This is a genomic window from Klebsiella sp. M041 (assembly GCF_059759695.1).
Genome location: NZ_JCAXWU010000015.1, coordinates 59,422 through 81,292 on the forward strand (window position 1 = coordinate 59,422; position 21,871 = coordinate 81,292).

Annotated in this window: 22 protein-coding genes, 1 other RNA gene, 1 pseudogene and 1 other annotated feature; of the genes and pseudogenes, 10 read left to right on the plus strand and 14 right to left on the minus strand. The window is 58.1% G+C overall.

What is annotated here, in order from left to right; all coding sequences use genetic code 11:
* Positions 1-106: 106 nt before the first annotated feature.
* Complete coding sequence (ydiK, locus tag AC6CWS_RS19410; protein ID WP_023290101.1) at positions 107-1,219, plus strand: AI-2E family transporter YdiK; 1,113 nt, start codon at positions 107-109, stop codon at positions 1,217-1,219.
* A gap of 189 nt (positions 1,220-1,408) precedes the next feature.
* Positions 1,409-1,516, plus strand: an RNA gene (gene rprA, locus AC6CWS_RS19415) — antisense sRNA RprA.
* Between the two features lie 86 nt (positions 1,517-1,602).
* Here the strand turns inward: rprA and ppsA are convergent.
* A complete protein-coding gene (gene ppsA / locus AC6CWS_RS19420) occupies positions 1,603-3,981 on the minus strand; it encodes a phosphoenolpyruvate synthase (RefSeq protein ID WP_004203115.1) in 2,379 nt (792 codons plus the stop codon).
* A gap of 75 nt (positions 3,982-4,056) precedes the next feature.
* Between ppsA and AC6CWS_RS19425 the strand changes: the two are divergent.
* The 4 genes and pseudogenes from AC6CWS_RS19425 to hemP all read left to right on the plus strand — a co-directional run.
* Positions 4,057-4,173 (plus strand): annotated as a pseudogene (locus AC6CWS_RS19425) (hypothetical protein); the annotation flags it as partial.
* 147 nt (positions 4,174-4,320) lie between these two features.
* Positions 4,321-5,154, plus strand: a complete 834-nt coding sequence (gene ppsR, locus AC6CWS_RS19430; RefSeq protein ID WP_002909061.1) for a posphoenolpyruvate synthetase regulatory kinase/phosphorylase PpsR — start codon at positions 4,321-4,323, stop codon at positions 5,152-5,154.
* Positions 5,155-5,308: 154 nt separating this feature from the next.
* Positions 5,309-6,355, plus strand: a complete 1,047-nt coding sequence (gene aroH, locus AC6CWS_RS19435; protein WP_032453261.1) for a 3-deoxy-7-phosphoheptulonate synthase AroH — start codon at positions 5,309-5,311, stop codon at positions 6,353-6,355.
* 155 nt (positions 6,356-6,510) lie between these two features.
* A complete protein-coding gene (gene hemP / locus AC6CWS_RS19440; protein WP_023290103.1) occupies positions 6,511-6,690 on the plus strand; it encodes a hemin uptake protein HemP in 180 nt (59 codons plus the stop codon).
* A gap of 29 nt (positions 6,691-6,719) precedes the next feature.
* On the opposite strand, the gene selO is transcribed toward hemP, so the two are convergent.
* From selO to AC6CWS_RS19460, 4 genes are all read right to left on the minus strand, one after another.
* Positions 6,720-8,162: a protein adenylyltransferase SelO gene (gene selO / locus AC6CWS_RS19445; protein WP_065881304.1), complete on the minus strand. Its 1,443-nt coding sequence runs from the start codon at positions 8,160-8,162 to the stop codon at positions 6,720-6,722.
* 113 nt (positions 8,163-8,275) lie between these two features.
* Positions 8,276-8,740: an NlpC/P60 family protein gene (locus tag AC6CWS_RS19450; protein WP_002909082.1), complete on the minus strand. Its 465-nt coding sequence runs from the start codon at positions 8,738-8,740 to the stop codon at positions 8,276-8,278.
* Positions 8,741-8,821: 81 nt separating this feature from the next.
* On the minus strand, positions 8,822-9,571 hold the full coding sequence (btuD, locus tag AC6CWS_RS19455; RefSeq protein ID WP_023290105.1) for a vitamin B12 ABC transporter ATP-binding protein BtuD: 750 nt from the start codon (positions 9,569-9,571) through the stop codon (positions 8,822-8,824).
* Complete coding sequence (locus AC6CWS_RS19460) at positions 9,571-10,122, minus strand: glutathione peroxidase (protein WP_004203124.1); 552 nt, start codon at positions 10,120-10,122, stop codon at positions 9,571-9,573. Before AC6CWS_RS19460 ends, btuD begins: the two co-directional genes overlap by 1 nt.
* 236 nt (positions 10,123-10,358) lie before the next feature.
* On the opposite strand from AC6CWS_RS19460, the gene AC6CWS_RS19465 reads away from it, so the two are divergent.
* Positions 10,359-11,159, plus strand: coding sequence for a MetQ/NlpA family ABC transporter substrate-binding protein (locus tag AC6CWS_RS19465; protein ID WP_004203125.1), 801 nt, complete (start codon positions 10,359-10,361; stop codon positions 11,157-11,159).
* 45 nt (positions 11,160-11,204) lie between these two features.
* Here the strand turns inward: AC6CWS_RS19465 and btuC are convergent, their stop codons facing one another.
* Together btuC and AC6CWS_RS19475 are read right to left on the minus strand one after the other, a co-directional pair.
* A complete protein-coding gene (gene btuC / locus AC6CWS_RS19470; RefSeq protein ID WP_065881301.1) occupies positions 11,205-12,182 on the minus strand; it encodes a vitamin B12 ABC transporter permease BtuC in 978 nt (325 codons plus the stop codon).
* Positions 12,183-12,302: 120 nt separating this feature from the next.
* On the minus strand, positions 12,303-13,736 hold the full coding sequence (locus AC6CWS_RS19475) for a H+/gluconate symporter (protein ID WP_023290109.1): 1,434 nt from the start codon (positions 13,734-13,736) through the stop codon (positions 12,303-12,305).
* Positions 13,737-14,012: 276 nt separating this feature from the next.
* Here AC6CWS_RS19475 and admX point away from each other — a divergent pair, with 276 nt between their 5' ends.
* From admX to AC6CWS_RS19490, 3 genes are read left to right on the plus strand one after another with little or no spacing between them, the layout of a single operon-like run.
* On the plus strand, positions 14,013-14,927 hold the full coding sequence (gene admX / locus AC6CWS_RS19480) for an HTH-type transcriptional regulator AdmX (protein ID WP_065881299.1): 915 nt from the start codon (positions 14,013-14,015) through the stop codon (positions 14,925-14,927).
* Positions 14,928-14,964: 37 nt separating this feature from the next.
* Complete coding sequence (locus AC6CWS_RS19485) at positions 14,965-16,230, plus strand: D-amino acid dehydrogenase (protein WP_498256434.1); 1,266 nt, start codon at positions 14,965-14,967, stop codon at positions 16,228-16,230.
* The gene (locus AC6CWS_RS19490) at positions 16,227-16,580 is read left to right on the plus strand and encodes a RidA family protein (protein ID WP_074442547.1); all 354 of its coding nucleotides are present in this window, start codon (positions 16,227-16,229) and stop codon (positions 16,578-16,580) included. Before AC6CWS_RS19485 ends, AC6CWS_RS19490 begins: the two co-directional genes overlap by 4 nt.
* 52 nt (positions 16,581-16,632) lie before the next feature.
* Here the strand turns inward: AC6CWS_RS19490 and ihfA are convergent, their stop codons facing one another.
* The 7 genes from ihfA to infC all read right to left on the minus strand — a co-directional run bounded on the left by ihfA (position 16,633) and on the right by infC (position 21,869).
* Positions 16,633-16,932: an integration host factor subunit alpha gene (gene ihfA, locus AC6CWS_RS19495; RefSeq protein ID WP_002909098.1), complete on the minus strand. Its 300-nt coding sequence runs from the start codon at positions 16,930-16,932 to the stop codon at positions 16,633-16,635.
* A 4-nt stretch (positions 16,933-16,936) separates the two neighbouring features.
* Positions 16,937-19,324 carry a phenylalanine--tRNA ligase subunit beta gene (pheT, locus tag AC6CWS_RS19500; protein ID WP_060592527.1) on the minus strand — a complete coding sequence of 796 codons (2,388 nt, stop codon included), beginning with the start codon at positions 19,322-19,324 and terminating at the stop codon, positions 16,937-16,939.
* A gap of 15 nt (positions 19,325-19,339) precedes the next feature.
* Positions 19,340-20,323: a phenylalanine--tRNA ligase subunit alpha gene (pheS, locus tag AC6CWS_RS19505; RefSeq protein ID WP_002909105.1), complete on the minus strand. Its 984-nt coding sequence runs from the start codon at positions 20,321-20,323 to the stop codon at positions 19,340-19,342.
* 63 nt (positions 20,324-20,386) lie between these two features.
* Positions 20,387-20,511, minus strand: a sequence feature (Phe leader region).
* A complete protein-coding gene (gene pheM / locus AC6CWS_RS19510) occupies positions 20,462-20,506 on the minus strand; it encodes a pheST operon leader peptide PheM (RefSeq protein ID WP_001386830.1) in 45 nt (14 codons plus the stop codon). It overlaps the preceding feature by 45 nt.
* A 118-nt stretch (positions 20,512-20,629) precedes the next feature.
* On the minus strand, positions 20,630-20,986 hold the full coding sequence (rplT, locus tag AC6CWS_RS19515; RefSeq protein ID WP_000124850.1) for a 50S ribosomal protein L20: 357 nt from the start codon (positions 20,984-20,986) through the stop codon (positions 20,630-20,632).
* A 50-nt stretch (positions 20,987-21,036) separates the two neighbouring features.
* Positions 21,037-21,234 carry a 50S ribosomal protein L35 gene (gene rpmI / locus AC6CWS_RS19520; RefSeq protein ID WP_001124225.1) on the minus strand — a complete coding sequence of 66 codons (198 nt, stop codon included), beginning with the start codon at positions 21,232-21,234 and terminating at the stop codon, positions 21,037-21,039.
* 92 nt (positions 21,235-21,326) lie between these two features.
* On the minus strand, positions 21,327-21,869 hold the full coding sequence (infC, locus tag AC6CWS_RS19525; protein WP_004189469.1) for a translation initiation factor IF-3: 543 nt from the start codon (positions 21,867-21,869) through the stop codon (positions 21,327-21,329).
* Between the last annotated feature and the right edge of the window lie 2 nt (positions 21,870-21,871).

The window sequence follows — 21,871 nt, forward strand, 5'->3', positions numbered from 1 at the left end:
TGTTTTCTGTGCAAAATCAGCCCGGCAAAATTATTGATATTATTATCAGTACATGGATTTACGCAGCGCCAGCTTTTTGGCGCGACTGGAAAGGTAAAAATTCTCTATGATTAACCCCCATCAGCCTCGGGACATACCGCAAATACTGCTGTCGGTGCTGTTCCTGGCCCTGATTATCATATCCTGCCTGTGGGTTGTGCAGCCGTTTATTCTGTCCTTCGCCTGGGCCGGCACCGTGGTGATCGCCACCTGGCCGGTGCTGCTGCGTCTGCAGCGCGTGCTGTTCGGCAAACGGATGCTGGCGGTGCTGGCGATGACCCTGCTGCTGTTTTTGCTATTCGTGATTCCTATCGCTCTGCTGGTTAACAGCCTGGTGGATAACAGCGTTCCGCTGATCAAACTCATCAGCAGCGGAAATGTGACGCTGCCGGATTTCGCCTGGCTCAACAGCGTGCCGCTGGTCGGCGATAAACTCTACGCCGCCTGGCATGGCCTGCTGGATATGGGCGGCTCGGCGATTATGGCCAAGGTTCGCCCCTACATTGGCACCACCACCAGCTGGTTTGTCGGTCAGGCGGCGCACATCGGCAAGCTGCTGGTCTACTGCGGCCTGATGCTGTTATTCAGCGCGCTGCTTTACTGGCGCGGCGAGCAGGTAGCCTACGGTTTTCGCTATTTCGCCACGCGCCTGGCGGCTAAACGCGGTGACGCCGCCGTGCTGCTGGCCGGCCAGGCCGTGCGCGCCGTGGCGCTGGGCGTGGTGGTGACGGCCCTCACTCAGGCGGTGCTGGGCGGGATCGGCCTTGCCATCTCCGGCGTGCCCTACGCCGCCCTGCTGACCGTGGTGATGATCTTTACCTGTCTGGTCCAGCTCGGGCCTTTGCTGGTTCTGGTGCCGTCGATTATCTGGCTATACTGGAGCGGGGACACCACCTGGGGCACTGTGCTGCTGGTGTGGAGCTGCGTGGTCGGCACCATGGACAACGTTATCCGTCCGGTGCTTATCCGTATGGGCGCCGACCTGCCGATGATCCTCATTCTTACCGGCGTCATTGGCGGCCTGATCGCCTTCGGCATGATCGGCCTGTTTATCGGTCCGGTGCTGCTGGCCGTCTCCTGGCGCCTGTATGACGCCTGGGTGCACGAAGTGCCGCCGCCGCCGAAAGACCCCGATGTCGTGCTCGAAGAGCTCAGCGAGCTGGAGGCCGGGCGCAAGTAATGCCCTGTCAGGCGGGGGGCCCCGCCTGTCTCCCCCCAGGACAATTGTTAAGCAACATTAATTGATCGTCGGCAAAACGCCAGCCTTGTATGCCCCGCACCCGCTTTTACCCTCCCGGTCCTTCACAACAATTTAACTATTGAGAGGAATCTGATCGACGGCAAAGGCCCCGCTGCCTACTATTAGCTCACGGTTATAAATCAACACCTTGATTTATAAGCATGGAAATCCCCTGAGTGAAACAACGAATTGCTGTGTGTAGTCTTTGCCCATCTCCCACGATGGGCTTTTTTTTGTCCTGCGCATCGCGACGCCGGGCGGCCTGACACCGGCAAAAAAAATCCCCGGCATCGCTGCCGGGGATCTGTACTGTCAGGGCGAACTTATTTATTCAGTTCCGCCAGACCTAACCAGGTTTGCACCACGGTATCCGGGTTGAGGGACAGGCTATCAATCCCCTCCTCCATCAGCCAGGCGGCGAAATCTTCATGGTCAGACGGCCCCTGGCCGCAGATGCCGACGTATTTACCCTGCTGCTTCGCCGCGCGGATCGCCATCGACAGCAGCGCTTTCACCGCGTCGTTGCGTTCATCAAACAGCTCAGAGACCACGCCGGAGTCGCGGTCCAGACCGAGCGCCAGCTGGGTCATGTCGTTCGAGCCGATGGAGAAGCCGTCGAAGTACTCGAGGAACTGCTCGGCCAGCAACGCGTTCGACGGGATCTCGCACATCATGATGATCTTCAGCCCGTTCTCGCCGCGCTTCAGCCCCTGACGCTCCAGCTCTTCGACCACCGCTTTCGCCTGGGCGACGGTACGGACGAACGGCACCATCACTTCGACGTTGGTCAGCCCCATGTCGTTACGCACGCGCTTCATCGCTTCACATTCCAGCGCGAAGCAGTCGCGGAAGCTTTCGGAAACGTAGCGTCCGGCGCCGCGGAAGCCGAGCATTGGGTTCTCTTCTTCCGGCTCATAGCGCTCGCCGCCCACCAGGTTGGCGTATTCGTTCGACTTGAAGTCAGAGAGGCGCACAATCACCCGTTTCGGATAGAAAGCGGCGCCAAGGGTGGCGATCCCTTCGGTCAGGCGGCCAACGTAGAACTCTCTCGGCGAATCGTAGCCTTTCATCAGCTCGCGAATTTCGTTCTGCAGGCCCGGCTCCTGGTCGTCAAACTCCAGCAGCGCGCGCGGGTGAACGCCAATCATGCGGTTGATGATAAATTCCAGCCGCGCCAGACCCACGCCTTCGTTCGGCAGGCAGGCGAAGTCGAAGGCGCGATCCGGGTTGCCGACGTTCATCATCACCTTCAGCGGCAGATCCGGCATGTCGCCGACGCTAGAGCTCTTGACGCTGAAGTCCAGCAGCTCGGCGTAGACATAGCCGGTGTCGCCTTCGGCGCAGGAGACGGTCACGTTCTGGTTTTCCTGAATGCGATCGGTGGCATCGCCGCAGCCGACCACCGCCGGAATACCCAGCTCACGAGCGATGATCGCCGCGTGGCAGGTACGTCCGCCGCGGTTGGTGACGATCGCCGAGGCTTTCTTCATGATCGGTTCCCAGTCCGGGTCGGTCATATCGGTAACCAGCACATCGCCTGGCTCAATGCGGTTCATCTCGCTGATATCGTGGATCACCTTCACCGGACCGGCGCCAATTCGGTGGCCGATGGCGCGCCCTTCGGCGATGATCTGCCCCTGAGCGTGGAGGGTATAACGCTCCATCACCTGGCCGCGGGAACGCACGGTTTCCGGACGCGCCTGGACGATAAACAGCTTACCGGTGTGGCCATCTTTCGCCCACTCGATATCCATCGGACGGCCGTAGTGCTTCTCGATCTGCACCGCCTGCTTCGCCAGCTCCTGCACCTCCTCGTTGGTTAACGAGAAGATATCGCGCTGCGCCTGCGGCACATCTTCGATACGCACCTGCTTGCCGTGCTCTTGAGTCGGCGCGTAAACCATGCGGATCTTTTTCGACCCCATGGTGCGGCGCACGATCGCCGGGCGGCCAGCGGCCAGCGTCGGTTTGTGGACGTAGAATTCGTCCGGGTTCACCGCGCCCTGCACCACCATCTCGCCCAAACCCCACGCCGAGGTGATAAACACCACCTGGTCAAAGCCGGATTCGGTATCGATGGAGAACATGACGCCGGAGGAGGCCAGATCGGAGCGGACCATCCTCTGCACCCCGGCGGAGAGCGCCACGCCGCGGTGATCGTAACCCTGATGCACGCGATAGGAGATCGCGCGATCGTTAAACAGTGAAGCAAACACGTGCTTCACGGCAACGAGCACGGCGTCAAAGCCCTGCACGTTGAGGAATGTCTCTTGCTGCCCGGCGAAGGAGGCGTCCGGCATATCTTCCGCGGTGGCGGAAGAGCGCACGGCGAATGAGGCCTCGGCGTCATCGGCGGACAGCAGGTCATAAGCATCGCGAATCGCGTTTTCCAGTTCGCTCTGGAAGGGGGTATCGATGATCCACTGTCGGATCTGCGCGCCCGCTTTCGCTAATGCGGAAACGTCGTCAATGTCGGTTTCATCCAGCAGCGCATAAATGCGCTGGTTAACACCGCTTTGGTCCAGGAACTGATTGAAAGCATCAGCGGTGGTGGCAAACCCGTTAGGTACGGACACACCCATTCCGGACAGATTCGTAATCATTTCACCAAGGGAGGCATTTTTGCCCCCAACTCTGTCTACATCATTCATGCCGAGTTGGTTATACCAAAGCACCAGCGGTGACGAGCCATTGTTGGACATCGAGACAATCCTTTTGTGATTTAATACCAGTGAAAAAAATTTCACGATCGACTGCAAGATTATCCTGACATATTTATGGTGCTGAAAAAAACGGTGAATCGTTCAAGCAAATTATTTTTTCTTTTTTCGGACTGTTCCCCCGATATAGATAACTCAATGATTTTTAGGAATTATGACGAAAAACGCTGGAAATTACGGCAAAAAAAAGAAAATGAACCACCCTTTTCATAAAAAACAAAAATAGCGTTTCAATTTTAAGAAGAGACAAATCAAACAGGGATATGCTTAAATTTAATATCCGCTTTCAGGCAATTAAACTCATTATACCGGATGGTCAAAATGGAAAGTGCTGTAGATCGCCACGTATTTTATATTTCTGACGGTACCGCCATTACGGCGGAGGTGCTGGGGCATGCCGTCATGTCGCAATTCCCGGTCGCCATCAGCAGCGTGACCCTGCCGTTTGTGGAAAATATCAGCCGCGCGCGGGCGGTGAAAGAGCAGATCGACGCCATTTATCAGCAAACGGGCATCCGCCCGCTGGTGTTCTATTCCATCGTTATTCCGGAGATCCGCGATATCATTCTGCAAAGCGAGGGCTTTTGTCAGGATATCGTTCAGGCGCTGGTGGCCCCGCTGCAGCAGGAGCTCAACCTCGACCCGACGCCAGTGGCCCACCGCACCCACGGCCTGAACCCCGGGAACCTGATCAAATACGATGCGCGCATCGCCGCCATCGATTACACCCTCGCCCATGACGATGGCATCTCGCTGCGCAACCTTGACCAGGCGCAGGTGATCCTCCTCGGCGTGTCGCGCTGCGGCAAGACGCCCACCAGTCTGTACCTCGCTATGCAGTACGGCATTCGCGCCGCCAACTATCCGTTTATCGCCGACGATATGGACAATCTGGTTCTGCCGGCGTCGCTGAAACCCCTGCAGCATAAGATGTTCGGCCTGACCATCAACCCGGAGCGTCTGGCGGCGATCCGCGAGGAGCGCCGGGAGAACAGCCGCTACGCTTCGCTGCGCCAGTGTCGGATGGAAGTGACCGAAGTGGAGGCGCTGTATCGCAAGAATAAAATTCCCTGCCTGAACAGCACCAACTATTCCGTTGAGGAAATAGCGACAAAAATCATGGACATCATGGGACTGAATCGCAGGATGTACTAATACACCAGTACATTATTAAAAATTTGTTTATGCTATCACCCGTGGCCTATACAGGATCATGCCCTGCTCTTGCAATAAGCAGGGATTGGTTTATCGTGATGCGCATCACTTCCCGGCATTTTCGCTGGCGAAGAAACAGATTTTTGAGACCCCAATGAATAAAACAGACGAACTGCGTACCGCGCGCATTGAAAGCCTGGTAACGCCCGCGGAGCTGGCCCAGCGCCATCCCGTCACCGCCGACGTGGCCGCCCACGTCTCGGCCTCCCGTCGCCGCATTGAAAAAATCCTCAACGGCGAAGACCGCCGCCTGCTGGTGATTATCGGCCCCTGCTCCATTCACGACACCGACGCGGCGATGGAGTATGCCCGCCGCCTGCAGACCATGCGCGAGCGCTACCAGCCGCAGCTGGAGATCGTGATGCGCACCTACTTTGAAAAACCCCGTACCGTGGTGGGCTGGAAAGGCTTAATCTCCGACCCGGACCTCAACGGCAGCTATCGGGTCAACCACGGTATTGAACTGGCACGGCGCCTGCTGCTGCAGGTTAATGAGCTGGGGGTGCCGACGGCCACCGAGTTTCTCGATATGGTGACCGGTCAGTTTATCGCCGATCTCATCAGCTGGGGAGCCATCGGGGCGCGCACCACGGAAAGCCAGATCCACCGTGAAATGGCCTCGGCGCTCTCCTGCCCGGTCGGGTTTAAAAACGGTACCGACGGCAATACGCGCATCGCCGTAGACGCCATCCGCGCCTCCCGCGCCAGCCATATGTTCCTCTCTCCGGACAAGCAGGGGCAGATGACGATTTACCAGACCAGCGGCAACCCGTACGGGCATATCATTATGCGCGGCGGCAAACGGCCGAACTATCACGCCGAGGATATCGCCGCCGCCGGCGAGGCGCTGCGTGAATTCAATCTGCCGGAGCAGCTGGTGGTCGACTTCAGCCATGGCAACTGCCAGAAGCAGCATCGCCGTCAGCTGGAGGTGTGCGCCGATATCTGTCAGCAAATTCGCGCGGGCTCTACCGCCATCGCCGGCATTATGGCGGAGAGCTTCCTGCAGGAAGGGACCCAGAAAGTGGTTCCCGGCCAGCCGCTGGCCTGGGGCCAGTCGATCACCGATCCCTGCCTGAGCTGGGAAGACAGCGAACGTTTATTGAGCGAACTGGCGGCCGCCACGGCCACCCGTCTGTGACCGCTCCGCCCGCCGCACCTGCGGTGGGCGATCCCCTTCTGCCATTCCCCTACCAAATTCGGTAACACGATAAATAACGCTTGCCGTCAAAAACAACATTATTGATAATGATTATCATTGTTGCTTTGATTTTTATTTTGAGAGCTATGACGCGTATGGATAACACTGCCACAGCTGAAAAACCAAAAGACAATGCCCCCTATCCCGTGGCGACGGACAGACAGATCAGCAGTCGGGTTCTGTTAGGCAGCGAAGGACGGGTAGTCATTGAGCATGGCGGCCAGCGCTATCTGTTGCGCCAGACCCACGCCGGGAAGTTGATCCTGACCAAATAATCGCCCCGCAGCGCGCGGGGCGAGGCGAGTTAGCTCGAGCAGCTGACTTCCAGACGTTTCCCCCAGTCCGGCGGCCGGCGGACGTAGTCGTCCTCGCGATCGGTGAAGGGATCGGCCAGCGCGGCATGCAGACGCTCCAGCTCCCCCATATCGCCAGCCTCAGCCTGCTCGATCGCCCGCTGCGCCAGCCAGTTACGTAACACCAGCGCCGGGTTGACGCCCTGCATCCGCTGCTGGCGCTGGGTATCCTCCACCTGTTCATCACGAAGCCGCGTGCGATAGCTGGCGAACCAGCTGTCGAATGCCGCACGGTCGATAAACTCGTCGCGCAGCGGCGAGGCCGCGCTGAGCTGTTCGCTGTGGCTCAGCAGGCGGAACGTTCGGGTATAGTCGCTTCTCTCGCGGATCATCAGGGCAAACAGACCGTCGAGCAGATCATTATCCCCTTTCTGCTGAGTGAACAGGCCAAGTTTGTCGCGCATCCGCTGGCCATAGGCGGTCAGCAAGGCGTGCTGATACTCATCCAGCGCCGCGTTCAGCGCTTCGGCGCTGATAAACGGCGACAGCGACTGGGCCAGACGCTGCAGATTCCACAGCCCCACCGCCGGCTGGTTTTCAAAACTGTAGCGCCCCTGGTAATCGGAGTGGTTGCAGATAAAGTCCGGCTGAAAATCGTCAAGGAAGCCATACGGCCCGTAGTCGATGGTCAAACCGAGAATCGACATGTTGTCGGTATTCATCACCCCATGGGCAAAGCCCACGGTTTGCCAGCTGGCGATGGTCTGCGCGGTACGCGTGACAACGTCACGGAACCATAACAGGTACTTGTCCGCTTCATCCTGCAGCTGCGGCCAGTGGTGACGAATGACATAATCGGCCAGCTGCTGAACCTTCTGCGGCTCGCGACGATAGTAAAAATGTTCGAAATGACCAAAGCGGACATGGCTCTCGGCCACCCGCATCAGCATCGCGCCAGGCTCCACGCGCTCGCGGTAGACCGGGGTATCGCTGGTGACCATCGCCAGGGCGCGCGTCGTCGGGATCCCCAGGGCGTGCATCGCCTCCGACGCCAGGCTTTCCCGGATCGTCGAGCGCAGCACGGCGCGGCCGTCCCCCATCCGTGAATAGGGGGTCAGGCCGGCGCCTTTCAGATGCCAGTCGTAACGGCGGCCATCCGCCAGCTGCTGCTCACCGAGCAGGATCCCGCGTCCGTCGCCCAGCTGGCCGGCCCAGGCGCCAAACTGATGGCCACTGTAAACCTGCGCCAGCGGCGACATGCCCGGGAGCAGCGCTTCGCCGCCCCAGACGCCGGCCCCGCTTTCCGGCGCAAACAACGCGTCAGGGACGCCCAGCTGTTGCGCCAGCGGAGCGTTGCGCCAGATGAGTCGGGCGTTATCGAGCGGCGTCGGTGACAGGGAAGTGTAAAAGTCCGGCAGTTCATCCCGCCAGTGGGTGGTAAAAGAAAGGGTCATGGTTCCTCCTCTCTCCAGTGTAGTGCCTGGAACAGCGGATTAACACGGGCGGAGTGCAGGGTTATCGGCATAAAAAAGGGAAGCGCTCGCTTCCCTCCGGCCGCTGAATGACGTCAGATACGCCGCGCCTGCCAGAATTTTTTGTTCCAGTAGACGTTATCCAGCGAGGAACGGGTGACGCCCTGACTGGTGGAGGCATGAATAAACTGGTTATCGGTATCGTAGATGCCGACGTGCAGGCCGCTTTCGCCTGAGCCGGTTTTGAAGAACACCAGATCGCCGGGCAGCAGATCGCGCTTATCAATTCGGGTGCCGATTTCCGCCTGCTCGCGGGTTTCGCGCGGCAGCTGGAGGGCAAATTTATCGCGAAACGTGCGCACCACAAAGCCGGAGCAGTCGACGCCGCGCGGCGTCATGCCGCCGTAGCGATACGGTGCGCCGCGCCAGCTGCGCAGCTGCTCGTTCAGATTCGCCACCACCGTAATGGAGTCAGCCAGCCGAGGATTCGGCGGCGGTGCCCGATGGCTGCTGCAGCCGGCTAAAATTAACGCCGCCGCCAACATGAACCAGAAGCGCATTTCAGATGATCCCTCTGTCCCTAGTCTCTTTATCGCAATAATTTAGCTTGTTTATCAATATAGTGACAAGATAACTGCGTGCTACTGTGACGCGATGAGCATAATATGACCGGCCACCTCCACGCGCTGGAACGGGATCGCATAGGCAGCGGTTAAATTTTCCTCGTTCAGCACCTCGGCGGTCTCCCCGCAGGCGATGGCTTCCCCCTGGCAGAGCAGCCAGCTCTGTCCGGCATGGCGCAAAGTGTGGTTGAGATCGTGACTGCTCATCACCACCGCGATTCCCGCCGCGCTCAGCTCGCGTAACAACCGATCCAGCGCCGCCTGCTGGGCCACATCCAGACTGTTCATCGGCTCATCCAACAGCAGCAGCTGACCCGCGGGATTGCTTAAGGGATCGATCTGCAGGATCACTGCCGCCAGCCGCACGCGCTGCCACTCGCCGCCCGACAGCTGATTGACCTGACGGCCCAGCTTATTGTCAAGGCCAAGCCTGGCCGCGATATCGTTCACCCGGGCGCTGTCGCCCTGCTGCTGCCTGTGCAGCGCCAGATAGTGCCACACCGGCATGGCGAACGGCGGGGTCTGCTGCTGGCACAGATATCCGCGGCGGCGCGCCAGCTCCGTCGCCGGCCACTCGTCAAGCAACCGTCCGTTAAAATGAATCGCGCCGGGGCCGTCGGACAGCCCCGCCATGCGGGCCAGCAGCGTGCTCTTCCCTGCGCCGTTCGGCCCCACCAGGTGAACGATCTCCCCGGCGCGAAAGGCCGCAGAAAACGGGGCCAGACGCCCCGCCGCTTCTACATCCTGTAGCTGCATCAGAAACGACATTATTTCGCCAGCGCTCCTTTAATCGCCGCCACCAGCTGCGGATCGTCCGGCGTCATATCCGGAGAGAAGCGCTGAATGACGTTGCCCTGGCGATCGACGAGGAATTTTTCGAAATTCCACAGAATGTCGTCCACGTACAGCGGCGCGCGGCCCTTGCTGGCCATCCGCTCATAAAAACCGCTGCCTTCCGGGGCCACCGCCTTCGGCGCGGCGGCAACCAGCTTTTGATAGAGCGGTGCGCGATGCTCGCCGTTGACGTCAATCTTGCTGAACAGCGGGAAGGTGACGCCGTAGGTGGTGCTGCAGAAGGTCTTAATCTCTTCTTCACTCCCCGGCTCCTGGCCGAGGAACTGGTTGCAGGGGAAGCCCAGCACGCTGAAGCCCTCGCCGGCAAACTGCTTTTGCAGGTCCTCCAGTTGCTCATACTGCGGCGTCAGGCCGCATTTGGAGGCCACATTGACGATCAGCAGTACCTTGCCGGCAAAGGATGCCAGGGTGGTTTTCTCGCCATCAATGGTCGTCACTTCGGTATTCAGAATGTCATGTTGCATAGCCTGTCCTCAATGGATAAACCGGTTTCCGGTGAAGGTGATCCCTATCTACTGTAGCGGATTCAGCGCCCGCCATTCTACTGCCAATCCCCGCGAGTTGTCGCATGATGTAACAGCGCTTCGCTGCCCGTCAGCAACATGAAATCCTCTCAATTGGGCAGGCACCTATTTACGTGTACAGTGTTCCATGAATGTAATATGGTTTCGTTACTTGTTAATTTAAGAGAGTTTTGTTGATGAAGAAGTTGTTTAGCCTGGCGTTAATCGCCGCCTCTGTCGCCCTGCTGAGCGCCTGCTCTCCGGATGAAGATAATAAAGTGAAAGTCGCTATCAACACCGGGCCGGACGAAGCCATCTGGAAAGTGGTGGAGCAAGTGGCGAAGGATAAATATCACCTCGACGTCGAAGTGGTCTCCTTCAATGATTATGTGCTGCCTAACGAAGCGCTGAACAACAAAGATGTGGATGCCAACGCCTTCCAGACTCTGCCGTACCTTGAGGCGCAGTCGAAAGAGCGCGGCTATAAATTCGCGGTGGTCGGTAAAACCTTTGTCTTCCCTATCGCCGCCTATTCACATCGCATCAAAAATATCAGCGAGCTCCCCGAGGGAGCGACGGTGACCATCTCTAATGAAACCACTACCCTGGGCCGCAGCCTGCTGCTGCTTCAGGCGCAGGGGCTGCTCAAGCTGAAACCGGGCGTCGGCTATTTACCCACCACGCTGGATATCATCGACAACCCGAAACAGCTGAAGATTGTGGAGGTGGATACCCCGCAGCTGACCCGCACCCTGGATGACCCGAACGTCAGCCTGTCAATCATTAACACCAACTTCTCCGCCCAGGCGGGCCTGTCGGCCGCCCGCGACGGCCTGTTCATGGAGGGACCAGATTCCCCTTACGTGAATGCGATTGTCGCCCGCGAGGATAACAAGGACAGCAAGAAAATTCAGGAACTGAAAGCCGCCTTCCAGACCAGTGAAGTCGCGGAAAAAGCGAAGGAAGTCTACAAAGGCGACGCGATCAAAGGCTGGTAAGCCCGAGCCGGCGCCGTCCCTGCAGACGGCGTCGCGCTATTCCCGTCACCGCGAGCGCAGCAGCAACCAGATAAAGACCGGCGCGCCCAGCGTCGCCGTCACCACGCCAATCGGCAGCTCAGCGGCGGAAAGCGCCAGCCGGGCGATAATATCCGCCCCCAGCAAGGCGCTTGCCCCTGCCAGCATGCAGGCCGGGAGCAAGACCCGGTGATCGCTCAAGCCGCATAGCCGCAGAATGTGTGGGATCACCAGGCCGATAAAGCCAATCGCCCCCGCCAGCGCCACGCTCACGCCGACCATCCAGCCGGTCGCCACCACCAGCAGCTTACGCCACAGCCACAGCGGCAGGCCGAGCTGACGGGCGGAGACTTCGCCCAGCGCCAGTAAATTCAGGGGTTGCGACTGCAGACAGACCCAGCAGAGCGCTGGCAGGAGGGCTATCATCAGCCACAGCTGCTGCCAGTCGACGCCGCCAAACCCGCCCATCATCCAGTACATCAGCTGACGCAGGTCAAAAGAGGTGGAGAAATAGACCGCCCAGGTCATCAGGGCGCTGCAGATGATCCCCAGCGCCACCCCCGCCAGCAGCAGGCGGCTGGTGGAAAGATGGCGGCGGGCAAAACGCAGCAGAATAAAGGTGATCAGCAGCGCGCCCAGGATCGCGCACAGCCCGAGCGCCCAACCCGGTAACAGGCCTTTACCCAGCAGGACGGCGGCAATCAGCCCGACGCCCGCGCCGTTGGAGACGCCCAGCAGACCCGGTTCCGCCAGCGGATTTTCAAACAGCGCCTGCATTATCGCCCCGGAGAGCGCCAGCGCCGCCCCCACCAGCAGCACCGCCAGGGTCCGCGGCAGGCGGATCTGCCAGATAAACAGCTGACCTTTGGCGCTGAGCCACTCGCCGGGCGGGATCCATTGATCCCCCGCGCACAGGCTGATCAGCAGGGTGACCAGCAGCAACAGCGTTAAACTAAGGAGCCAACGCCGGCTGCGGCGCTGTTGAAGATGGGCGAGAGTCAGCATAGATTCCATTACGCAGTGGGAACAAGAGGCTGATTTTACGGTGGGTGTCGCGGTGAGAAAAGGAAAACCTCACGACCAAAGGTCGACGCGGAGGACCCTCCCCCTGTCGACCATCCCGCTTTACACCAGAATCTGAAACAGCAGCGCGAAGAGAATGATGTTCGCCACCACGATTGCCCAGCCGTTATAGAGCATATACTTCAGATGTGTAGACTGCGCCAGCCCCATCTGGCCGAACATGTCCGATGAGGGGAACGGCCCGAACCAGTCCACCTGAGACGAAGCCAGCAGCACCGCGGTGGTCCCCTGCGGCGGCACGCCGGCGGCCATCAGCATCGGGCCAAAGATTTTATGCGTAAAGGTCATCTGGGCTACCGCCGCGCCGGGCACATGGCCGATAATATTGAACGCGAAGATGCTAAAGCACAGCCAGGCCGGGGAGATCCCTTCCAGCAGCGGCTGAGTATACTCCAGCAGCCCCTGATAGGCGTGCAGGCCATCCATCAGCTCAAGGATCGGGTTATACAGCCAGTAGAGAATAAACATCCACACCAGACGACCGCAGCCGTGATACAGCGCCTGCAGGATCTGCGTCGGCCGCAGGCCGCCCACCAGCCCGGTCATCAGTGCCACCAGCAGCATGACGATAATCGCAAAGCTGAAGCCGGCTTTAATCACCACCCCAACCACCGCCATCACGATGATGGTCGCGGCGAAAGCCAGCGCGCTTAATTTACGCCGGCGCTGCTGCGCGGCGCTAAGGTCCTCTTGCGGCTTTTCCGAGAGATCGACCTCATAGCGCAGTTTGCCTTCGGTCATCTTCTGGATCCGTCCGGCCATGATCCAGCCGGCTAACAGGGTGACGGCGCTCATCGGCAGGCCGACATACAGCAGATAATCCGGATAGCTCAGACCGCCGAGGCTGAGGATCGTCACGGTGCTGGGGGTGAAGGGCCCGGTAAAGAGTCCTACGGAACCGGCGGTCATCATCAGCGCGGCTACCGTCGGCGGCGTTAAGCGTACCGCCGCCGCTACGGGGATAATCACTGCGACAATAATCGCATTGCCGCCGGCCATGGTGCCCAGCGAACCGCAAATTAAAATCGATGACACCACAATGCCGAACTTGACCCGCGTCTGGCTCGACAGCCCAATACGGTGGACCACGAATTTCACCAGTTCAACCGCCGCGCCGGTGCGGGTGGCCACTTCCCCCACGCCGGCGCCGAGCATAATGATAAGCCCGACGGTGGCAATAAATGACCCGGTGGACTTCGCCAGCATCGCGCCCATTTCCGGCAGACCGGTCGAGGTCATGATCATGGCGATAATAATCGAGGAGATGACCGCCAGCACTATATCGACGCCGATCAGCGATAATATCGCTAACGCCACCAGCGGCGTAAATCCCAGCAGGCCAAGCTCGCTGCCCGGTCGACCGTGGCACCACAGCGCAATCAACACGAACAGCAGCAATAACAGACCGGTAATAACGTTTTTTCGCGTGATATTTCGTCTGACAGGCGTATTGCCTGCGAGCGTTGAGTCACTCATAACACTCCTTAATGCCAATCAATCCGACCATGATGGTCAGGTGGTGTATGGGGGCCTGCTCAGAAAATATCCTCCCTCTTTTTCATTATTGGCCGCAGCCTGAGGGTCTGTTGGGGTACAAAGGAAACGATTCTGAGAGCGTTTTATTCCGCCATCAGGCGGGGCCAGCAGCACAATATGTAACCAATGCGCTGATTGGTGATTAAATTTATGTTAACTTAGTGTTAGTAGAAAATGACTTTTTATCGGTAGGCTATAACCCTGAGTTAACTGTTCATGAAACTGCGTCATCTGGAAATCTTCTATGCCGTCATGACCTGCGGCTCTCTGTCACGGGCGGCGGAATCGCTCAATATCTCCCAGCCAGCGGCCAGCAAAGCGTTAAAAAGCGCCGAACTGAAGCTGGGCTTTACCCTGTTTCAGCGGGTGCGCGGCAAGCTGCTGCCGACCAGCGAGGCGATCACACTTTTCGAAAAAGCGCAGACTATTTATCAGGACCTGGACAACCTGCGCCTGCTGGCCGATAACCTGGCCCGCGATCCGCGCGCCAAAATCACCTTAGGCTGTCTGCCGAGCCTGGGGTTAAGCCTGGTGCCGGAGCTGGTGACCGATTTTTATCAGCTAAACAGCAACCTGGTGATGACGCTCACCACCGAGCACACCGAGACGCTGGTCAGAAAACTGGATTTACGCGAGATAGACTTAGCGCTGACGCTGCAGCCGGTGCAGCAGGGAGAGATCCTTACCACCCTGATTGCCGAAGTGCCGCTGGTCTATATCGACCGTCATTATCGTCAGGGAGCGGTGGATATCAGCCAGATCGACCAGCAGCGCTGGATCTCGCCGGGGCCGCACTCGCTTTCCGCCGCCATCGCCACCCGTCGCGACTTTTCCACTACCCGGCTGAATGTCCAGACCTACTACATGGCCACCGAGTTCGTGAAGCGCGGCATGGGCTGCAGCATTACCGATATCTTTTCCGCCCAGCACAACCTGGCTCCCGAGATGATCCATCCCATTACGCCGCCGATGGCCATTAACCTCTGCCTGCTGCGTCGGGCCGACGTTTCCCTGAGCCCGATGGCGCAAAAATTCGTCGATTTTCTCTGCCAGCGCCTGCGCCAGCAGCTCAAGGAGATTAACCTGCGGTTATACCCTGACCATAAGAAGTCAATTGCGCCGCCAGGGTAAATGCTTTGACATAACCCGATAAATTGAACAGCGGTGGATATATCGGGTTATGAACAAACGCATTGTCATTATCGGCGGCGGCGTGGTCGGTCTGGCCACGGCCTGGGAACTGATCAAGCGCGGCCATCAGGTGCAATTACTGGAGCGCAACGGCGAACCGGCCAGCGCCACCAGTTTTGCCAACGGCGGACAATTAAGTTACCGCTACGTCGCCCCCCTTGCCAACAGCGGCGTTCCCCTGCAGGGGATAAAATGGATGGGCAAAGCCGATTCGCCGCTCAATATGCGTCTCAATATCTCTTTACAGCAGTGGCGCTGGCTGCTGCAGTTCCTGCGCGCCTGTAATAGCCAGACCAATAAAATAAACGGCGCTCATATATTGCGTCTGTCGCTGCTCAGCCGGCAGGTCATGCAGTCGTGGCGGGAAGAGGATAATCTTGCCGATTTTCACTGGCGACGCAGCGGAAAATTAATTATCCATCGCCGGGAATATGATTTTACTAAAGCGGCAAAAGAGATAGATCCTCAGTATCAGCAGGCGCTGAATGCTGAAGCCTGCCTGCAGCTGGAACCGGCGCTAAAACATATCAGCCCTTCGCTGCAGGGCGGAATTTATTCGCCGGGGGATGAAACGGCGGATTGCCATCAGTTTTGCCTTGCGCTGATCGGCAAGCTCACCGCCAGCAGCCGCTTCAGCCTGCTGACCCACTGTGAGGTGCAGCGGCTCGCCAGGCGCGGCGGACGCGTCAGCGCCCTGGAGACCAGCCGCGGGACCATCACCGGCGATGAGTACGTCGTCGCCGCCGGCAACGGCAGCGGTCCGCTGCTGGGGCACATGGGCGTTCGCGTGCCGCTCTGCGCCCTGAAGGGGTACAGCCTGACCCTTCCCTATCCGCAGCAGGCGGGCATTGCGCCGGACATCAGCGTCACCGATTACGGGCACAAAATCGTTTATGCCCGCCTGGGCCAGCAGCTGCGCATCGCGGCGATGGTGGACATCGGCTACGACGGCGACACACTGCGCGAGAGCCGCATTCAGGCGCTGAAAAAAATCGTCTCCCGCAGCTTTCCCGAACTCAAGGGGTTGGACCAGGCCGAAGCCTGGACCGGCATGCGCCCCTCAACGCCAGCCGGGCCACCGCTACTGGGACGCGCCGGCTACCCCAACCTGTGGATGAATCTCGGCCAGGGCAGCCTCGGTTTTACCCTCGCCGCCGGCAGCGCGGTGGTGCTGGGCGCGTTAATCGACAATCAGATGCCAGACATTTCTTTAGAAGGTCTCACATGGAAACAAACCGCATGACAATCATTCGCAATCATCCTCAACCTCGTCTTTCCGCCAGCGTTGCGTATGGCAATCTGCTGTTCCTCTCCGGACAGACGCCGAAAAGCAACGAGGAGGACATCGCCTTGCAGACCCGCGAAGTGCTGGAGAAAATCGACGCCCTGCTGGCGGCGGCCGGGAGCGATAAGCGGCACATTCTCTCGGCGCAGATCTGGCTGAAAAATATCGAGCGTGACTTTGCCGCGTTCAATGAGGCGTGGGTGGAGTGGATGCCGGAAGGCCATAGCCCGGCGCGCGCGGCCGTGCAGGCGGAGATGGCGCGACCAGACATCCTGGTGGAGATCATGCTCACCGCCGTTAAAGCGTAAGATTCGACAGAAAAGAAAAAGGCCGCAATGCGGCCTTTTTAATTAGTTCAGATTATTTGTCTTTAGGCGACGCGTTTTCGACACGGCTTTTCAGCTTCTGACCGGGTCTGAAGGTCACCACGCGCCGGGCTGTAATGGGAATATCCTCCCCCGTCTTCGGGTTACGTCCCGGGCGTTGGTTTTTATCCCGCAAATCGAAGTTGCCGAACCCGGAGAGTTTGACCTGTTCTCCGTTTTCCAGAGCACGACGGATCTCTTCGAAAAACAACTCGACCAGTTCTTTGGCATCCCGCTTGCTAAGCCCAAGCTTATCAAACAGATATTCTGACATTTCAGCTTTTGTAAGCGCCATAGGTTCAATCCCTCAATGATGCCTGGAATCGCTCTTTTAATGCCTCTACACATCTGGCAACGGTAGCGGCAATCTCCTCTTCTTCGAGTGTACGGCTGGTATCCTGCAGGATCAGGCTAATCGCAAGGCTCTTATACCCTTCCGCCACACCTTTACCACGGTACACGTCAAATAAGTTTACGCCAACTACCTGATTTACGCCAACTTTCTTACATTCGGCTAAAACATCGGCGGCAGCCACGTTTTCCGCGACCAGCACCGCGATGTCGCGACGGTTCGCCGGGAAGCGGGAAATGTCGCGCGCCTGAGGCACCACGCGGTCTGCGAGCTTGTTCCACTCCAGTTCAAACACCAGAGTGCGACCGTTCAGATCCAGTTTACGTTCCAGCTCAGGATGAACAACCCCAATGAAACCAATGCGTTCACCTTTAAGATAAATCGCTGCGGATTGCCCCGGATGCAGCGCGGTGGTCGCTTCCGCACGGAATTCGATATCCGCTAATTTGCCGGTTAAATCCAGAACGGCTTCCAGATCGCCTTTCAGATCATAGAAATCGACCGTCTCTTTCGCCAGTGTCCAGTGCTCTTCGTAGCGGTTGCCGCAGATCGCCCCGGCCAGCATCACATCCTGACGAATGCCCAGCGGCGCATTGGTGTCCGGCACAAAGCGCAGACCGCTCTCAAAGATGCGAACCCGGCTCTGCTGACGGTTCTGGTTGTAGACCACGGTCCCCAGCAGGCCAGTCCACAGCGACAGGCGCATCGCCGACATTTCGCTGGAGATCGGGCTTGGCAGGATCAGCGCCTCTTCACCGGCGTGGATCAGCTGCTGGACTTTCGGGTCGACGAAGCTGTAGGTGATCACTTCCTGATAGCCTTTGTCATTCAGCAGCGTTTTCACGCGCTTCAGCGACAGGTCGGCTTCACGATGGGTACCCATGATCAGACCCGCCTGCACCGGCTCATCAGGAATGTTGTTGTAGCCATAAACGCGAGCCACTTCCTCGACCAGATCCTCTTCGATCTCCATGTCGAAACGCCAGCTCGGGGCCACCGCCTGCCATTCGCCCTCGCCCACCGTCACTTCGCAGCCGAGGCGCTGAAGAATGTCAGTGACCTGCGCGTCGTCGATATGGTGGCCAATCAGGCGATCCAGTTTGCTGCGACGCAGAGTGATGGTGGCGCGTTGTGGCAGGGTCGCTTCGTTGGTCACGTCGATCACCGGGCCGGCTTCGCCGCCGCAGAGGTCGATCAGCAGACGCGTGGCGCGCTCCAGCGCTTTATACTGCAGGGCCGGATCGACGCCGCGCTCATAGCGATGAGAGGCATCGGTGTGCAGGCCGTGACGGCGCGCGCGGCCGGTAATGGACAGCGGGCTGAAGAAGGCACACTCCAGCAGTACGTTCTGGGTTTCGTCGTTAACGCCGGAGTGTTCCCCGCCGAAGATCCCGCCCATTGCCAGCGCTTTGTTGTGGTCAGCAATGACCAGGGTATCGCTGTCGAGCTTCGCTTCGGAGCCATCGAGCAGGACCAGGGTTTCGCCCTCTTTCGCCATGCGCACCACGATCCCGCCTTCGATACGGTCGCGGTCAAAGGCGTGCATCGGCTGGCCCAGCTCAAGCAGCACATAGTTGGTCACGTCAACCACCGCGTCGATGGAGCGGATCCCGCAGCGGCGCAGTTTCTCTTTCATCCACAGCGGCGTCGGCGCTTTGACGTTGATGCCTTTTACCACGCGGCCCAGATAGCGCGGGCACGCCTGCGGGGCGTCAACCTGAATCGGCAGCACATCGTCAATGGTGGCGGCTACCGGGGTGATTTCCGGCGCGTTCAGCGGCGCCTTGTTCAGCACGGCCACATCGCGCGCGACGCCGATGATGCCCAGGCAGTCGGCGCGGTTCGGGGTGACGCTGATTTCGATGGTGTTATCGTCAAGCTTCAGATATTCGCGAATATCGGTACCGATCGGCGCATCCGCCGGCAGCTCGATAATTCCGCTATGATCATCGGAAATGCCCAGCTCGGAGAAGGAGCACAGCATCCCCTCTGACGGCTCGCCGCGCAGCTTTGCCGCTTTGATTTTAAAATCGCCCGGCAGCACGGCGCCGATGGTCGCCACGGCGACTTTCAGCCCCTGACGACAGTTTGGCGCGCCGCAGACGATGTCCAGCAGGCGTTCGCCGCCGACGTTGACTTTGGTGACGCGCAGTTTGTCGGCGTTCGGGTGCTGACCGCACTCCACTACTTCACCGACAACGACGCCGTTGAAGCTGCCGGCAACCGGCTCAACGCCGTCCACTTCGAGGCCCGCCATGGTGATCTGATCGGAAAGCGCTTCGCTGTCGATCGCCGGGTTAACCCACTCGCGTAACCACAGTTCACTGAATTTCATTGTTCTGTCCTGCCCTTATTTAAACTGTTTGAGGAAACGCAGATCGTTTTCGAAGAACGCGCGCAGATCGGTGACGCCATAGCGCAGCATGGTCAGACGCTCCATGCCCATGCCGAAGGCGAAGCCGGAGTACACTTCCGGATCGATACCCACGTTGCGCAGCACGTTCGGGTGCACCATCCCGCAGCCCAGCACTTCCAGCCATTTGCCGTTTTTACCCATCACGTCAACTTCCGCGGACGGCTCGGTGAACGGGAAGTAGGACGGACGGAAGCGTACCTGCAGATCTTCTTCAAAGAAGTTGTTCAGGAAGTCGTGCAGGGTTCCTTTCAGGTTGGTGAAGCTGATGTTTTTATCAACGATCAGACCTTCCATCTGGTGGAACATCGGGGTGTGGGTCTGATCGTAGTCGTTACGATAGACGCGGCCCGGCGCGATAATACGGATGGGCGGCTGCTGGTTTTCCATGGTGCGGATCTGCACGCCGGAGGTCTGGGTGCGCAGCAGGCGAGTGGCATCGAACCAGAAAGTGTCGTGGTCAGCGCGCGCCGGATGGTGGCCCGGGATATTCAGCGCATCGAAGTTGTGGTAATCATCTTCGATTTCCGGGCCCGTCGCCACGGTAAAGCCGAGCTCACCGAAGAAACTTTCAATACGGTCGATGGTGCGGGTGACCGGATGCAGACCGCCATTCTCAATGCGGCGACCCGGCAGCGAGACGTCGATGGTCTCTGCAGCCAGACGAGCATTCAGCGCCGCGCCTTCCAGTTCGGCTTTGCGCGCGTTCAGCGCCTGCTGTACCTGCTCTTTCGCTTCGTTGATGACCGCACCGGCTGCCGGACGCTCTTCCGGCGGCAACTCACGCAGGGTGGTCATTTGCAGGGTCAGATGCCCTTTCTTACCCAGGTATTCCACGCGGACGTTGTCCAGCGCAGCAACATCTGATGCCTCGTTAATGGCTGCCTTGGCACTGGCAACCAGCTCTGCGAGATGTGACATGGTTTTCCTCATTATGTCGGTGCAGACACCGGTTATAGTGAAATTAATATTCCGAATCCATATACGAAAAAAGCCTCCACAGGGGAGGCTTTCTGGCGCTGTTTTCCGTTTCTTCTTTCACGCGCTAGCCTCCTGAGTTCAGGTGCTAAAGTAAAAAAAGAAGCGGAAAATAGCAGCATTCATGCTTGCATTACCTTGTCTGGTAAGAAACGTCAGACCTGTATTGAAAAGCCTGCGCCGATAAAAGTCAATGTATTGATGGTGTTGAAACGAAAAGAGGGAGACAAGCTCCCTCTTTCAACTGGCTTATGCCAGAGCTGCTTTCGCTTTTTCGACCAGAGCGGTGAACGCTACTTTGTCGAATACGGCGATGTCAGCCAGGATCTTACGGTCGATTTCAACAGAGGCTTTTTTCAGGCCATTGATGAATTTGCTGTAAGAAATACCGTTCTGACGTGCTGCTGCGTTGATACGTGCAATCCACAGTTGACGGAACTGACGTTTACGTTGACGACGGTCACGGTAAGCGTACTGACCAGCTTTGATAACAGCCTGGAAGGCAACGCGGTATACGCGAGAACGCGCACCATAGTAGCCTTTAGCTTGTTTCAAAATTTTCTTGTGACGTGCACGTGCAATTACACCACGTTTTACGCGAGCCATGTGTGCTCTCCTGTATCTATTCTAAGTTAAAAAAGTTAAACGTTAACGACTTATGCGTACGGCAGGCACGCGATAACCAGGCCCAGATCGCCTTTGGAAACCATGGCTTTCGGACGCAGGTGACGTTTACGCTTGGTAGCTTTTTTAGTCAGAATGTGACGCAGGTTAGCGTGCTTGTGCTTAAAACCACCTTTACCGGTTTTTTTGAAGCGCTTAGCAGCACCGCGTACGGTCTTAATTTTTGGCATTTTAATAACTTCCACTTCGCATTGTTAATAAACGAAACAAAGGCGAACAAAACCAGTGAGCCGAAGCCCACCGGAAATGTTTCTTGATGGCCTTACTGTTTCTTCTTAGGAGCGAGCACCATGATCATCTGGCGGCCTTCGATCTTCGTTGGGAAGGATTCGACTACTGCCAGTTCAACCAGATCGTCTTTCACGCGGTTAAGCACTTCCATACCGATCTGCTGGTGGGCCATCTCACGACCGCGGAAACGCAGCGTGATTTTGGCCTTATCGCCATCTTCGAGAAAGCGAATCAGGCTGCGGAGTTTTACCTGATAGTCACCTTCATCAGTACCAGGGCGGAATTTAATTTCCTTAACCTGGATAACTTTCTGCTTCTTCTTCTGTTCCTTAGAAGACTTACTCTTTTCATAAAGGAACTTGCCGTAGTCCATGATACGACAAACTGGCGGCTCGGCGTTAGGGCTGATTTCAACTAAATCTACTCCAGCCTCTTCAGCCTTTTCGATAGCTTCTCTCAGACTCACAATACCCAGCTGCTCACCTTCCAGACCTGTTAAGCGAACTTCCTGGGCGCGAATCTCGCCATTGATACGATTCGGACGTGCCGTTTGAACTCGTTTTCCGCCTTTAATAC

What these genes read in the sequence shown, in the direction of transcription:
- btuC (WP_065881301.1), bottom strand. Translation starts at nt 12,182, where the DNA reads ATGCTGACTCTCGCCCATCTTCAACAGCGCCGCAGCCGGCGTTGGCTC.
- selO (WP_065881304.1), bottom strand. Translation starts at nt 8,162, where the DNA reads ATGACCCTTTCTTTTACCACCCACTGGCGGGATGAACTGCCGGACTTT.
- pheT (WP_060592527.1), bottom strand. Translation starts at nt 19,324, where the DNA reads ATGAAATTCAGTGAACTGTGGTTACGCGAGTGGGTTAACCCGGCGATC.
- AC6CWS_RS19490 (WP_074442547.1), top strand. Translation starts at nt 16,227, where the DNA reads ATGACAATCATTCGCAATCATCCTCAACCTCGTCTTTCCGCCAGCGTT.
- ppsA (WP_004203115.1), bottom strand. Translation starts at nt 3,981, where the DNA reads ATGTCCAACAATGGCTCGTCACCGCTGGTGCTTTGGTATAACCAACTC.
- rplT (WP_000124850.1), bottom strand. Translation starts at nt 20,986, where the DNA reads ATGGCTCGCGTAAAACGTGGTGTAATTGCACGTGCACGTCACAAGAAA.
- hemP (WP_023290103.1), top strand. Translation starts at nt 6,511, where the DNA reads ATGGATAACACTGCCACAGCTGAAAAACCAAAAGACAATGCCCCCTAT.
- AC6CWS_RS19450 (WP_002909082.1), bottom strand. Translation starts at nt 8,740, where the DNA reads ATGCGCTTCTGGTTCATGTTGGCGGCGGCGTTAATTTTAGCCGGCTGC.
- pheS (WP_002909105.1), bottom strand. Translation starts at nt 20,323, where the DNA reads ATGTCACATCTCGCAGAGCTGGTTGCCAGTGCCAAGGCAGCCATTAAC.
- admX (WP_065881299.1), top strand. Translation starts at nt 14,013, where the DNA reads ATGAAACTGCGTCATCTGGAAATCTTCTATGCCGTCATGACCTGCGGC.
- ydiK (WP_023290101.1), top strand. Translation starts at nt 107, where the DNA reads ATGATTAACCCCCATCAGCCTCGGGACATACCGCAAATACTGCTGTCG.
- AC6CWS_RS19465 (WP_004203125.1), top strand. Translation starts at nt 10,359, where the DNA reads ATGAAGAAGTTGTTTAGCCTGGCGTTAATCGCCGCCTCTGTCGCCCTG.
- AC6CWS_RS19475 (WP_023290109.1), bottom strand. Translation starts at nt 13,736, where the DNA reads ATGAGTGACTCAACGCTCGCAGGCAATACGCCTGTCAGACGAAATATC.
- aroH (WP_032453261.1), top strand. Translation starts at nt 5,309, where the DNA reads ATGAATAAAACAGACGAACTGCGTACCGCGCGCATTGAAAGCCTGGTA.
- ppsR (WP_002909061.1), top strand. Translation starts at nt 4,321, where the DNA reads ATGGAAAGTGCTGTAGATCGCCACGTATTTTATATTTCTGACGGTACC.
- rpmI (WP_001124225.1), bottom strand. Translation starts at nt 21,234, where the DNA reads ATGCCAAAAATTAAGACCGTACGCGGTGCTGCTAAGCGCTTCAAAAAA.
- ihfA (WP_002909098.1), bottom strand. Translation starts at nt 16,932, where the DNA reads ATGGCGCTTACAAAAGCTGAAATGTCAGAATATCTGTTTGATAAGCTT.
- AC6CWS_RS19460 (WP_004203124.1), bottom strand. Translation starts at nt 10,122, where the DNA reads ATGCAACATGACATTCTGAATACCGAAGTGACGACCATTGATGGCGAG.
- btuD (WP_023290105.1), bottom strand. Translation starts at nt 9,571, where the DNA reads ATGTCGTTTCTGATGCAGCTACAGGATGTAGAAGCGGCGGGGCGTCTG.